Here is a 13,120-nt window from a genome sequence, read left to right as displayed (position 1 = left end):
CTTACAGCTTGGCAAACACGTCTTGTAGTGGTGGTACTACTTGCTTTTTACGGCTTAATACACCGTCTAGCCACACTTTACCTTCGCTTAGTTTTTCACCATAAGCTTGCTCTACAAGTGTTGCATCATCTGATGCGATCAGCATTTGTGAGCCCTCTTTCATGATGTCGGTAAGTAGTAAAAATACTGAGTGGCGGTTACCTTCAATTTTTAGCTTAGCAATATCGGCTTCTAAGTCTGCTTTAATTTCGTCAAACACTGCAAGGTCGATTACTTCTAGCTGGCCTATGCCGACTAGATTGCCGTTCATGTTGAAGTCTTTAAAATCACGCATTACTAAGTCACGTACTGGCGTGTCTTCAACTGCAGACTTAACACGGAACATGTCCATGCCTAGTTCTTTAAAGTCTTCAATGCCAGCGATCTCTGCAAGTGCTTCTACACATTTAATATCAGCCGTTGTACAAGTAGGCGATTTAAAAATAACGGTATCGCTTAAAATTGCACATAGCATGATGCCAGCGATGTCTTTAGGGATTTCTACGTTGTAGAAGTCATACATCATTTTAATAATAGTGTTAGAACAGCCAACTGGGCGAATCCAGCACTCAAGTGGTGTAGATGACGTTAAGTCACCTAACTTATGGTGATCGACTACGCCAACAACGCGTGCTTGGTCGATATCGTCAGGTGCTTGTGTTTTTTCGGTGTGATCAACAATATATACATCTTCGCCAGCGTAGCTTAATTTAAGCTCAGGTGCTTCGAAGCCAAATTTATCTAGGATAAATTGTGTTTCTGGTGACACTTCACCAAGGCGTGTTGGAATTGCTGGCTCATCGATTTGGTTTTTTAAATAAGCCAGTGCAATTGCACCACAAATAGAATCTGAATCTGGGATTTTATGGCCCACTACATACATAGACATTGACGGAACTCCTTTAAATTTGCAGATATTCTACCAAAGTCTGTGGCCTTTAACATATAGACAGTGCAATTAAGTTTTAGTTACACTTTAAAATCTTGAATTTACTGGGTGTATAAATATGCGACTAGGCCGCAAAGGTTGGAACAACGTTATTATTTTTTCGATGTTGATTATGATCTTTTTTTTAAATGGCTGGCATAAGCAGTTTTTAGGGGGCGAGGACGGGCCTAAATTACAGCCTGTACTGCCATTACAAAGTTTTGTGTTAACTCTGAGCTTTGTTGATCAGAAAATTGAACGTATTGGTACTAGTTGGCGTACAACTGCATTAAAAGAAAATACGCCAGTGAGCTGGGATGCATCACAGCAGCAGTTAGCTGAGCTAATCAATAGGTGGCAAACGGCTGCCTTATTGGAAGTAAATGAGTCGATGGTATTTAACCCCAATTCACCACTTTATGTTGCCACCTTTGAGTTGGCTGGCGAGCGCTTACCTTGGGTTTATTTACTTTATAAAGGCAGCGGGCAATATTATTTGCTCGAGAAAAATAGCCAGCGTGTTATGGGGCTTGATTTAGAAACTGCAAAGCAGTTATTTCCAAGTGTTGATTTTTCAAAAAGTGAGTTGCATTAATGCCTGAATTACCAGAGGTAGAAGTTAGTAGACTGGGGATCACCCCACATATTGAAAACCAAGTTGTAAGCAAAGTTAATATTTATAATGCCAGTATGCGCTGGCCTGTGCCAGATGATGTTTATAAGTTAGAAGGGCTCAAGGTAGATCGAATCGAGCGCCGAGCAAAGTATTTGTTACTGCACTGCGAATTAGGGAGTGCTATTTTACATTTGGGAATGTCGGGTAATTTGCGTGTTGTGGATAAACGCGAGCCACTTAAAAAGCATGATCATGTTGAGTTTATTCTTAGTAATGACAAGGCGCTGCGATTAAACGACCCTCGCCGGTTTGGTTGCTGTTTATGGCAAGCACCGGGTGATGTACATAAGTTGCTTTCAAAGCTTGGACCTGAGCCGCTTACGGATGATTTTTTTGCAAAGCGTGTATACGAGCAATCGCGAAATAAAAAAGTCCCCGTGAAGCAATTTATTATGGATAACGCGGTGGTTGTGGGCGTAGGTAATATTTATGCCAATGAGTCGTTATTTAAAGCGGGGATACACCCAAAACGCGAAGCAGGCAAAGTATCGCTAAAGCGTTATCAAACCCTCGTTCCTATTATTAAAGAGACCCTAGCAGCGGCAATAACACAAGGTGGTACAACCTTAAAAGACTTTGCCCAAAGTGATGGCAAACCAGGTTATTTTGCGCAGCAGTTGTTAGTGTATGGGCGAAAAGGAGAGGCGTGCGTAACGTGTAAAACGCCACTTGAAGAAATTAGGCTAGGGCAGCGCAGTACGGTGTTTTGTAAGCACTGCCAAAAATAGCCATGTTATAGCTCAAAGGGGGCCACACCGACGGCTTTCATTTTATAGCCCACTTGGGCTATTTCGCCCGACCAGGTTTCAGTGCTGATAATGCCTGTGACAACAATCGCATCATACAAGCTCTCTATGGGCACACCGCCTTTTACTGTTACATGAACGATTTGATTTGGCGGCGGGGGCGGTACGTGAATACACGCGCCAAAGTATGGCACAAGTAAAAACTCAGTAATGACTTCGCTGTCGCCCTCTAGTGGAACAACAAACCCCGGCAAGCTCACTGATTGCCCATTTAATGCTTCAACCACGGGAGCATCTAATTCTGGTTGCACCCAGTTTTGCTCGCTGCCCTCGTGATTGGCCTGTGCTTGAGTATCTATTTGTACATGCCCTTGTGGGATTAAGTCTTCCCAAAAAATTTCTTTTGGTGGATTTGCACTGCTGTTAAAGCTAATAAGGAAGCAGCCCACTAGCATGCTGTAATAAAGCGCAGATTTAAAAAGTATCATGAAATTCCTAAAATTAAGTTTTTATACTCATACCATCGCTAAGCGAATAAAAGTAAGCGCGGGTGGCGGGTATTAAGCCAATTATAAACCCAGCGGCCATAATAACGCCTATTAAAGTGAGTTCATAGTAAGAGAGCATGGCTATATTAACGCTTATACCTGCATGGCTTTGCAAATAGCTACTACTAACAAGCATAACGCCATAATATAAACCACAGCCAACTAGGCAGCCTAATAACGTTGTAAATAACGACTCCATGCTTATGAGTGTAAAAAGCTGCCATGGCCTTGCGCCCACTGAGCGTAAAATAGCAAGCTCTCTTCGGCGTTGGTTTAAATTGGCCAGTAGTGTGGTTAACATGCCCAATAAACTGACCAATATAACAACGCCTGAAAACAGTAAGAGTACTTTTTCGACAATGGCGAGCATTTGCCACAGCTCTTTTAAGGTGACTGTGGGCATAATGGCCAGCAGAGGCTCTTTTTTGTATTGGTTTATATTGCGCCTAATTTGCAATGTATATAAAGGTGAATCGAAGCCCATTAAAAATGCAGTAATTTGATTTGGTTCACCGATTAGGTTGTTATGCTCATCGTGCTCATCGTGCTCATCGTGCTCATCGTGCTCATCGTGCTCATCGCTTTCACCATGTTCAACATTCGATGAATGTACGCCGCCATGGATTAAATCAATTGCAGCTAGAGGTATGTGCAAGGTTTTATCTACTGGCGTGCCGGTGGCGTTTAAAATACCAATTACAGTAAACGGGTTGTCTTTATGATGGTGAAAACTTGTATTACCCATGCCGTGTGAGATTACTATGCTATCACCTAGTGTATACCCTAAACGGCTCGCTACATCGCTGCCAAGTACCACCTGGTTTACACGCTCAAACGCGTGGCCTTGTTGAAAACTTAATGTTTGCTTTTTACCAAAGCGATAGTGGGTAAAGTAATCGCGGGTTGTGCCAATTACAGCTTGGCCTTTATGACTGTCGCCTAAACTAATAGGAATGCTCCATTTAACACCACGTTGAGCTGTGATGTACTGATAACTTTGCCAACTCACCCCATTATTGGCATGGCCTATTCTGAATACGGATGAAAGCAATAGCTGTATGTCGCCGGTACGGGCACCGACAATCAGGTCTGTACCGGAGATGGTATTACTAAAACTGGTTTTTGCATCCACGCGAATTCGCTCAATACTGAGTAATAGCATCACGCTAATAGCAATGGTAAACAATGTCAGTAGTACACTCGCTCGGCGGTTAAGCAAACTTTTATATGCTAATTTAGTCAGGATCATAACTGCTCCTGTAAGCTAGCTAGGCTGATTGCACGATTAAATAGCGGCTTCAATGCTTCGTCATGGCTTACAAAAACGAGCGTGCTGTTGGCACGCTTAGCCTGTTCGAATAACAGCTTTATAAAGCTTTCTCTATTTGCGGTATCAAGTGCCGAGGTAGGCTCATCAGCAATTATGAGCTCTGGGCTACCAATAAATGCGCGAGCAGCGGCAACCCGCTGTTGCTGACCAATGCTGAGCGAAGCAACATCTTTACTATGATATGACTCACTTAAACCTAATGCTGTTAATAAGCGTATCGCTTCTTTTTGTAAGCTTGGCTTAGGCTCTGTTGTTTGCTGTAAGGCTTTTTGTTTTCTGCTTTTTGAAAATTCACAGCCAAGCGTGACATTCTCAATGGGGGTCAAATACGGTAATAAATTAAAGTTTTGATAAATATAGCCTATATTCTCCGCTCTAAATGCATCTCTTTGCGTATTGCTAAGTGTATTTAAATCGTGATTTAAAATACGTATGTTGCCACTGCTTGGTGTGTTTATACCTGCTAATAGTGCAAGTAAGGTTGACTTACCAGAGCCACTAGGACCATGTAAAAAAATATGCTCGCCTTTATCAATCCTAAGGGTTGGGATATTTAGCGTAGGCTTGGTATCATTTTTATGCCATTTAAAGGTTATATTATTAAGTTCCATCATACAGTGTGGTTTTACCAACCCCAAAAGTTGAATTCTTTACGCATTTTAAGATTTCGAAATAGGTTAAGAGGTTTAGGTTTTAGCTTTTCGTTTTTATGCAAAAATTCATTTGCAGCATTAAGCACACGCAGGCTAGATTTTCCATCCGTGTATGGGTGTAGCTCTTGGCAATAGTCTTCAATATATTGCATTAAGTCATTAGGCCTCGTTAATGCACGCTCAATTGCTGGCTCAACTTCATTTGCGTTGGTAACGTCAAGCAAATGAGGCATAGGCTTTTGATTACAAAAGGTAACTACAGGTTTGCGAAGTAACAGAAACATCAGTAATACCGATGAGGTATCACAGAGCATTACATCAGCTGCCTTAAGCAGAGGTAACACGTTATCTGTTTCAATAAAGGTTAAGTTTTTATTGCTTAGTGCTTTGTACTTATTTACCCATTCGGTTGGCATTTTAGGATGAAACTGCATTAGGATTCGCCATTTACCTTTTTCACTAAAATGCTTTATTTGCTCATATAGTTTGGGGGCTAGTGACAACTTACGAGAGAAGGTTGAACAAATAAGTAAAGTAGGGCGTGGATCGTTACTTTGGTATGGATTGCTTTGTGATTCGTTAAACAAAGGGTCAAGAGTAGGCCAACCTGTTTCTGTTACTTTAAAAAAACCATGTTGTTGTGCAAGTTCTTTAAAGCGCTCAGTTGTATTAGGACCTTGAGTGCAATATAAATCATAACAGCCCCTAATGGTAAAATGGCCTCTGCTCCCTTCAGAGCTTCGCTTTTCAGAGTTGAACCCATGAAAAACGGCTACTTTTTTACCAGGGATAAAGCTTGGAACAATATTGCCAGGAATATATGTAATATCGGGTTTCCAATTCCTTACATCTGTAATTGTATACAATCGCTTTTCATCTTCATTTAAAAAGTCAGGGTTTACCTCATTACCCGCTAAAAACCAACGTACCTCACCACCATGCGCTAAAATTTGTGCTTGTAATGGCCTTAAAATAGCGTACGAATAATTTTGCGAAATATACATTAGGTATTTTTTATTTGCGGTCGCGGTTAGGTAGTTCAAGCGGTACTCCTCTAGTTAGCACGCTAAGTTTACCGCATTATTACAGCCATATAAATATTGCTTAGTTATTTAACCTGAGCTTTGGATAATAAACCAGCAGCTATTTTCAGCGCTAACGCCGTTGAATTTACTTGCAATAGGGCAGCTATCAACGCGTAAATTCGCCTTGTTATCATTGAAAACCTCTGGCTAGAGAAAATAAATTAGATATCACCATAATTCAACACGCCCTAGTAAATCTCTTAACCAAGGGTCAGGTTATTTAGTTTTCAGTGCTGATTGAGCTTTAGGGTAGGCTGATTTATTATATAGTGCTTATAACCCCATACCATACTTTGCTCTTTGAGCACCCCTAACCCCGGAGATAGCATGACTAGCTATAAAGTTTTAGACATTAACGATGATTTACCCATTCGCACTAAAGGTGACGTACACAGCGGTAAAGTTCGTTCGGTTTATTGGCTAACAGATGAAGACAGCGCACGCCTCATTAAAGAAAAAAACTATAAAGTTCCGCAAGGAACTGAGCTTGCAATTATGGTTATTTCAGACCGTATTTCTGCTTTTGATTGTATTTGGCAAGGCGAGAATGGCTTAAACGGCGTGCCGGGAAAAGGTATTGCGCTTAACTCTGTTGCATCTCATTGGTTTACGTTATTTGATAAAGCTGGCCTTGCGGGTAACCACATTGTTGATATTCCGCATCCTTACGTATGGATTGTGCGCAAAGCAAGTACCGTTAAAGTAGAAGCAATTGCGCGCCAATACATAACTGGCAGCATGTGGCGTGATTACAGTAAAGGAATCCGCAACTTTTGTGGCATAGATTTACCTGAGGGATTAACGGCAAACCAAAAGCTTGATAATGTACTAATTACGCCTTCTACAAAAGGGATTATCGAGGGCGTGGTTGATATTCCACCCGTTGATGATGTAAACATTACGCGCGCTAACATCACTGATAACCTAGATGTATTTAATTTTAAATCAGCTGAAGATGTAACTAAGTACGAAAAGCTATTAGTTGAGGGTTTTAAGCTAATTAGTGAAGAGCTGGCAAAGCTTGATCAAATATTTGTAGATACAAAGTTTGAGTTTGGTTATGTAGAGGATTTAGACGGTAACCAACAGCTTATTTATATTGATGAAGTGGGTACTCCTGATTCTTCACGCATATGGGATGGCGCGGCGTACCGCGATGGTAAAATAATCGAAAACTCTAAAGAAGGGTTCCGCCAGTTATTAATTTCTAATGTGCCAGAAAGTGATGTGCTATTAAATAAAGACCGTATGAGTGAGCGCGAGCAGCTTGCTAAAGACTTTATTTTACCAGAATCGGTGATGCTTGAGGTGTCTAACACTTATGTAGGCATAGCGAGTAAAATTATTGGCGAAGAGATTGTTATTCCAGAAGATCCTCGCCAAGAAGTGATTAATATTTTAGATACTGATTACGGCCTTATTGTAAAATAGTACAACTAAAGTATTAAAATAAGCAAAGCCCAGTCTTTATTTTTGGTTACTGGGCTATATTCCTTGCAATTAGTGCTGGTCTCTAATTAACTTAACCTAAGATTAACTTTTAGGTGTTGTTATGTTTAGGCAAGTGCAGCAAGTTTTTAATAAAAGAGGTTATTTACTCGCCGCTACTTTATTTTTTAGCCAAGGCGTACTGGGTGCAAATATTGACTTAGTAATTCAAGATCAACATGGTCAGCCATTACCAAACGCGGTCGTTGAGCTTTATAAAGCGGCAAAGCATGAGCGCACTTCGTTACCCGTTGCAGTAATGGACCAAGTAGATAAAGCGTTTTTTCCCGATTTACTGGTAGTGCAAAAAGGCCAGCAGGTTAATTTTCCTAATAGTGATAATATTCGCCATCATGTTTACTCTTTTTCTCAGGCCAAGCCATTTCAGCTAAAACTCTATTCAGGTCAACCTAAAGAGCCCGTTACTTTTGATCAACAAGGTGTTGTTGTACTAGGCTGTAATATACATGACTCTATGGTTGGCTATATTTATGTAGCCAATAGTGAGCACGTTTATAAAACCAACAATACGGGGAAGTTAACCTTAGACATAGCCTCTTTACCGACTACGCTGAGTGTGTGGCATGCGCTACAAACTGCACCGTTGGAAAATAAAAAAATGATAACAATAAATAATAATGAGCTAATAATTCAAATAGATACATCCACCCCAGCCCCAAGAAATACGTTTGGTAATAAGTTTAAGGGCGGTAATGACTAACAGTTTAAAAAACCGCATTATTGTTTTGTGTGTAGGCTTAGTGTTACTGACCACTATGCTGAGTATTGCTAGTTTTTGGTGGTCCACAAGTAAATTTCAAGAAGAAAAAGTAAATCAAAATATTAGCGTGGCGCAAAATGTATATAAGCAATATCTGAGCGCAAAAGAAAGCTTGTTGCTGACAGCCGCTAAAGTACTCACAGCCGACTTTGGCTTTAAGCAAGCGGTTGCCACTCGCGATGCGGGCACCATAAGTAGTGTGTTGTTTAACCACAGTCAGCGTATTGATGCAGAGCTTATGCTACTGATTGATTTATCGGGTAAATTAATTTCAGCCAATACTCATGCCGATTTATACCCTCAAAACTTAAAGCCGTTACTGGATGAGTTACTAACTTCGCCAGAGCAATCGAGCTTTGTTGTTCTTAATAAACAGCTATACCAAGTTATTTTACTACCTGTAAGGGCACCTAGAACCGTTGCTTACAGCTTAGTGGGTTTTAAAATTGACGACGAAGTCGCTCTTGAACTTAAAAACCTAACAGGAATGCATGTCAGTTTTATTGCTGAGGAAAATAACTTAGTAAGGAGCTCTTTACTTGAGCGCCCAGAGGTTTTTGCACCTAAAAACTACTTTAATACCACCACCACAACGCGTTTGTTTGGTGATTACCCTATATATAAAAACCGAGACATCACGCTGCCCTCCCTGCAAGGAAACTTAGTAACTATATTACTTAGCGCTGATTTAACACAAAGCTATAACGATTTTGAAAACTTATTGTTTACGTTAATTATTATGGCCATTCTAACGATGCTAGTGGGGGTTGTTACCAGTAGTTTACTGGCAAATAACTTAATCACTCCCCTGTCGCAGCTTGCACTAATAGCCAAACAATTTGCTCAAGGTAATTACGCGTTTGAATTTAATGCTTCTAAACAAAGTACTGAAATAGCAACCCTTGCTAACGCCTTTGATAATATGGGTAACGATATTAACGAACGTGAACAAAAAATTAGTTTTCAGGCACGCCATGATTCGCTAACAGGCTTTTATAACCGCTCGGCTATGCTTGAAGTGCTCGACGATGAGCTTACTTCCTCTACACAATACACCCTTGTGGCTATAGATATAAAAGGCTTACGGCATATAAACGATAAACTTGGCCCACGGATAGGCGATGAATGTTTAAAAGCCGTTGCCAATCGAATTAGTGGTTTTTCGGACGAACTTGGCGGCTTTCATGCGCGCATTGGGGGGGATGAATTTTTAACTGTGTTCCCAAGCGCCGCCGCTAGAGAGAAAAAAAGCGGTATAGTAGGTTTAATGGCACAGCTTTTAGCTTGCTATACCATTAAAACACTAAAAATTAACTTACGCTTTAGTGCAGGGGTTGTAGAGTACCCAACACAAGGGATTACCAGCGACGACTTAATGCGCCGTGTACTTATTGCTGTAGACAATGCAACAGATAGCCAAGACAGTATTCACTATTATCAAAATGGCGAAGACGAAGCGCATTTAGACCGTTTAAAAATACTCGATGAACTAAAACAAGCCATTAACGATGATGATGGGCAGTTGTTTATGACCTATCAGCCCAAGTTGCATTTACACACACAAAAAATAAATAAAGTTGAATCCCTCATCCGATGGCAGCGTAAAGATGGCAGTTGGGTAAACCCAGAGCTGTTTATTGATTTAGCTGAGCAATCGGGGCTTATTGTAGAGCTTACATCTTGGGTTGTTAAAACGGTGGTTTCTCAAGTGGCTGATTGGCAGGCTAAAGGAATTGAAATGCAAGCTGCCATTAATGTCTCGGCGCAAGATATTGCCTCACCGAGCTTTCACTCTGCGCTCGTGCGTACATTAAAAAAATACAAAGTTGATCCAACCCTTATTACTGTTGAATTGACTGAGCGCGACATGATTGAAAACGAAGAAAAAGGCATAAAAGCGTTACAAAACTTAAAAGCCATTGGTGTCAAAATTTCATTGGATGATTATGGCATAGGGCAAACATCATTGGGCAGATTAAAAACTCTACCTATTGATGAGCTAAAGTTAGATAAGTGCTTTATTTTAAAGTTAGATGAGTCGCGTAAGGATCAATACATAGTGCAGTCGACTATTACCTTAGGGCATCAATTAGGCTTTAGTGTTGTTGCAGAGGGCGTTGAAAACAGAGATTCGTTAGATTTACTTAAACTTATGCATTGTGATCACGCTCAGGGGTATTACCTAAGTAAGCCTTTAAAAGCAGAATTGTTAGAACAGTGGCTAAAGGAATATTATGAAAAAAGTTAAGTGTTTATTGCTAGGGCTATTAATGACTTCGAGTTTTTATGGGTTAGCAAGCGACGGTAAATTGTTAGCAACCCCAGGGGTTTCGCAAATAGAAGGTAGCGGGGGCGGCGGTATTGTGCCATGGGCACAGCTTGCAGGCTATGCCAGTGAAGACGAGTTCTCTGTAAATGGCTTTTGTAGTCATGCCGATGTAACCGATTACACATTAGATGTGTGTGGAGCACAAGTTAACTTATTTAATCGTGTAGAGTTTAGCTATGCACAACAGCGCTTTGACGTCCCTGCACTTGATACCGAAATAGAGCAATCTATCACGGGCGCTAAAATTCGTTTATACGGCGATATAGTTTATAGCAAATGGCCGCAATTGAGCTTAGGGGTTCAGCATAAATCCCTTGATGATGGCGCTGTTGCGACTCTTGTAGGGGCAAAGGATACTAGCGGCACCGATTACTACCTTGCAGCAAGTAAACTCCATTTAGGCGCTGTAGGGGCAAAGGATACTAGCGGCACCGATTACTACCTTGCAGCAAGTAAACTCCATTTAGGCGCTGTAGGGGGGCTTAATTGGTTTTGGAACCTCACAACGCGCTACAGTGAAGCTAATCAACTCGGGTTACTTGGTTATGGTGGGGCAAATGATAATGCAAAAATTTTATTTGAAGGCAGCACTGCAGTATTTTTAAGCCGAAGTGTTGCTGTTGGTATTGAATATAGGCAAAAGTCCAATAACCTTAATTTAGGTGAGCAAGACTGGAAGGATTTGTTTATTGCGTGGATGCCAAACAAGCATGTGAGTGTTACCGCCGCATACTTAGATTTAGGTAGCATTGCAGGTGCGAGCGATCAAACAGGGTGGTACTTATCAGTAACAGGGTATTGGTAATGAAAAACGTCGTTATATTATGGCTGTGTTTAGCTGCGCTGACAGGGTGTGTAAGCTCAACACGTTTATCTCTTTATCAACAGCTTGATGGCCGTGCGGGGCTTGCGCGTATTGTTGATAGTTTTATTTACCAAATAGGTAATGACGATCAAGTATTGCATTATTTTGAACACAGCGACATAGACCACTTTAGGGAGGGCTTTATTATGCATATGTGTATGCTAGTTGATGGTCCATGCAAGTACACAGGAGATTCTATGGTAGATATTCATACAGGGATGCATATAACTGAGAAAGACTTTAACCATGTAGTGGATTTGCTTGTTAAGGCTATGGAGGAGCAAAATATTAGCCATAGCATACAAAACGAAATCCTATCCAGAATGGCGCCGCTGCGTAGTAAAATTATAAAAATTTAGGTAACATCTATAATTTATTTACTTGTCGCGGTGAACCTTACTTTTGTAATAGTGTCCACTTAGTATTATTTTCTTAAAAACAATAATTGGCGCGCACAGCTTGTATGTCTTACCTATTTATCTCTCGCAAAAATGTACACGCAAAGTACTATAAAAAAATAATCAAAAAGCTGAGTATGGATTGCCAACTGCATGTTATGGGGGCGCCAAAGCTTTCAGCTATAAACTATTTAGCCAAAGCGTTTAAAGTTGATTTTACCGATGTTATTACTGCACAACTAAAACGTAAGCGCGCCCGTAACAACCTTTGGAACAATGCTTTAGTATCTGCGGTTTACAAGGCGGGGCTGCGCTTTTTTGAACGTTTACGTTATGCAAAATATTTAGCTTTATTAACTGAAGTTAACCCTGATGTAATCGTTATATGGAATGGTAATAAGCTGCCTAACACTACCGTTGCTATGGCTGCCAGGGCACTGGGCATTAAGCAGTTTTATTATGAAAATGGTTTGCTTCCGGGAACCACTAGTTTAGACCCCCAAGGTATCAACTTTAATGCGTCGCTAAGCCGAGATCCTGATTTTTATTTAAATTTTAATGTAAATAATGCCTTAAACTTTGATGCTCCAGCATTGGTCCCACGAGAAAATCATAAAAAACGCTGTGAATTTGCAGCTGAAAATATACCTGAACGTTATATTTTTGTGCCGTTTCAAGTGCCCCACGATACGCAATTAGCGAGTTTTTCACCATGGGTTGATTCTATGGAAATGCTATACGATGAGGTTATAAGCGCAGTGAAGGCGTTGAACGATCCTAGTTTAAAGGTCGTTTTTAAAGAACACCCCTCATGGCATAAGCATTACACTCATTTATATAATAAGGACCCCATTGGGTTATTTGCAAACGGGAATAAAACCTGTGAACTTATTGAATGCGCAGAGGCGGTAATAACAATCAATTCTACGGTAGGTTTAGAAGCGCTGTTATTAAATAAGCGTGTTATTACTGTAGGACAGGCCTGTTATAATATAGAAGGCTTAGTTAAGCATGCGGATACTCGCGAGGAATTAGCTGCTCAAGTTGCAGAGCTAGCTCACGGTTGGCATTTTAATGCGCAGCTGCGCGATAAGTTTTTTTGCTATTTAAAACATGTTTATAGTGTGCCGGGCGTTTGGAAGCACGCAGAGGAAGAACATATCAAAGCAATCGAGTTACGTTTTAAAGGGGCAGATAAATTTGCTCAATTCAACAATATTGCAGCTAATTAGTTCTTTCAGTTGCGTATTAATT

The 13,120-nt window shown here is 40.6% G+C and carries 13 protein-coding genes; 8 read left to right on the top strand and 5 right to left on the bottom strand.

Going from position 1 to position 13,120, the window contains the following annotated elements; genetic code table 11:
- Position 1 precedes the first annotated feature (1 nt).
- Positions 2–928, bottom strand: a complete 927-nt coding sequence (locus tag AN393_RS05380; protein ID WP_055014233.1) for a manganese-dependent inorganic pyrophosphatase — start codon at positions 926–928, stop codon at positions 2–4.
- A gap of 118 nt (positions 929–1,046) precedes the next feature.
- Between AN393_RS05380 and AN393_RS05375 the strand changes: the two genes are divergently transcribed.
- Both AN393_RS05375 and mutM read left to right on the top strand, forming a co-directional pair.
- Complete coding sequence (locus AN393_RS05375) at positions 1,047–1,562, top strand: hypothetical protein (protein ID WP_055017536.1); 516 nt, start codon at positions 1,047–1,049, stop codon at positions 1,560–1,562.
- Positions 1,562–2,371: a bifunctional DNA-formamidopyrimidine glycosylase/DNA-(apurinic or apyrimidinic site) lyase gene (gene mutM, locus AN393_RS05370; protein WP_055017535.1), complete on the top strand. Its 810-nt coding sequence runs from the start codon at positions 1,562–1,564 to the stop codon at positions 2,369–2,371. Before AN393_RS05375 ends, mutM begins: the two co-directional genes overlap by 1 nt.
- 5 nt (positions 2,372–2,376) lie before the next feature.
- On the opposite strand, the gene AN393_RS05365 is transcribed toward mutM, so the two are convergent.
- Genes AN393_RS05365 through AN393_RS05350 form a run of 4 tightly spaced genes read right to left on the bottom strand, consistent with a single transcriptional unit; the run spans position 2,377 to position 5,963 of the window.
- A complete protein-coding gene (locus tag AN393_RS05365; RefSeq protein ID WP_055017534.1) occupies positions 2,377–2,877 on the bottom strand; it encodes a DUF3299 domain-containing protein in 501 nt (166 codons plus the stop codon).
- A 13-nt stretch (positions 2,878–2,890) separates the two neighbouring features.
- Positions 2,891–4,186 (bottom strand): ABC transporter permease, encoded by a 1,296-nt coding sequence (locus tag AN393_RS05360; protein WP_055017533.1) that lies wholly within the window; start codon positions 4,184–4,186, stop codon positions 2,891–2,893.
- Positions 4,183–4,881 carry an ABC transporter ATP-binding protein gene (locus AN393_RS05355; protein ID WP_055017532.1) on the bottom strand — a complete coding sequence of 233 codons (699 nt, stop codon included), beginning with the start codon at positions 4,879–4,881 and terminating at the stop codon, positions 4,183–4,185. The genes AN393_RS05360 and AN393_RS05355 overlap by 4 nt, the downstream gene beginning before the upstream one ends.
- Before the next feature lie 11 nt (positions 4,882–4,892).
- Positions 4,893–5,963 (bottom strand): CDP-glycerol glycerophosphotransferase family protein, encoded by a 1,071-nt coding sequence (locus AN393_RS05350; protein ID WP_082422674.1) that lies wholly within the window; start codon positions 5,961–5,963, stop codon positions 4,893–4,895.
- Between the two features lie 369 nt (positions 5,964–6,332).
- On the opposite strand from AN393_RS05350, the gene AN393_RS05345 reads away from it, so the two are divergent.
- The 6 genes from AN393_RS05345 to AN393_RS05320 all read left to right on the top strand — a co-directional run bounded on the left by AN393_RS05345 (position 6,333) and on the right by AN393_RS05320 (position 13,098).
- Positions 6,333–7,436, top strand: coding sequence for a phosphoribosylaminoimidazolesuccinocarboxamide synthase (locus AN393_RS05345; RefSeq protein WP_055017531.1), 1,104 nt, complete (start codon positions 6,333–6,335; stop codon positions 7,434–7,436).
- A gap of 121 nt (positions 7,437–7,557) precedes the next feature.
- Positions 7,558–8,214 carry a methylamine utilization protein gene (locus tag AN393_RS05340; protein ID WP_055014226.1) on the top strand — a complete coding sequence of 219 codons (657 nt, stop codon included), beginning with the start codon at positions 7,558–7,560 and terminating at the stop codon, positions 8,212–8,214.
- Positions 8,207–10,522, top strand: coding sequence for an EAL domain-containing protein (locus AN393_RS05335; RefSeq protein WP_055017530.1), 2,316 nt, complete (start codon positions 8,207–8,209; stop codon positions 10,520–10,522). Before AN393_RS05340 ends, AN393_RS05335 begins: the two co-directional genes overlap by 8 nt.
- Positions 10,509–11,408 carry a DUF3034 family protein gene (locus AN393_RS05330; RefSeq protein WP_055017529.1) on the top strand — a complete coding sequence of 300 codons (900 nt, stop codon included), beginning with the start codon at positions 10,509–10,511 and terminating at the stop codon, positions 11,406–11,408. The genes AN393_RS05335 and AN393_RS05330 overlap by 14 nt, the downstream gene beginning before the upstream one ends.
- Positions 11,408–11,827: a group 1 truncated hemoglobin gene (locus tag AN393_RS05325; RefSeq protein ID WP_055017528.1), complete on the top strand. Its 420-nt coding sequence runs from the start codon at positions 11,408–11,410 to the stop codon at positions 11,825–11,827. Before AN393_RS05330 ends, AN393_RS05325 begins: the two co-directional genes overlap by 1 nt.
- Before the next feature lie 176 nt (positions 11,828–12,003).
- Entirely contained in the window at positions 12,004–13,098 is a 1,095-nt protein-coding gene (locus tag AN393_RS05320; RefSeq protein WP_082422673.1) for a capsular biosynthesis protein, read from the top strand.
- Positions 13,099–13,120: the final 22 nt, after the last annotated feature.

The organism is Pseudoalteromonas sp. P1-25 (assembly GCF_001401805.1).
In the GTDB taxonomy this organism is placed as follows: Bacteria; Pseudomonadota; Gammaproteobacteria; order Enterobacterales; family Alteromonadaceae; genus Pseudoalteromonas.
Note: the sequence above shows the minus strand (reverse complement) of the source record. Positions and strands in the feature narration are given on the sequence as shown.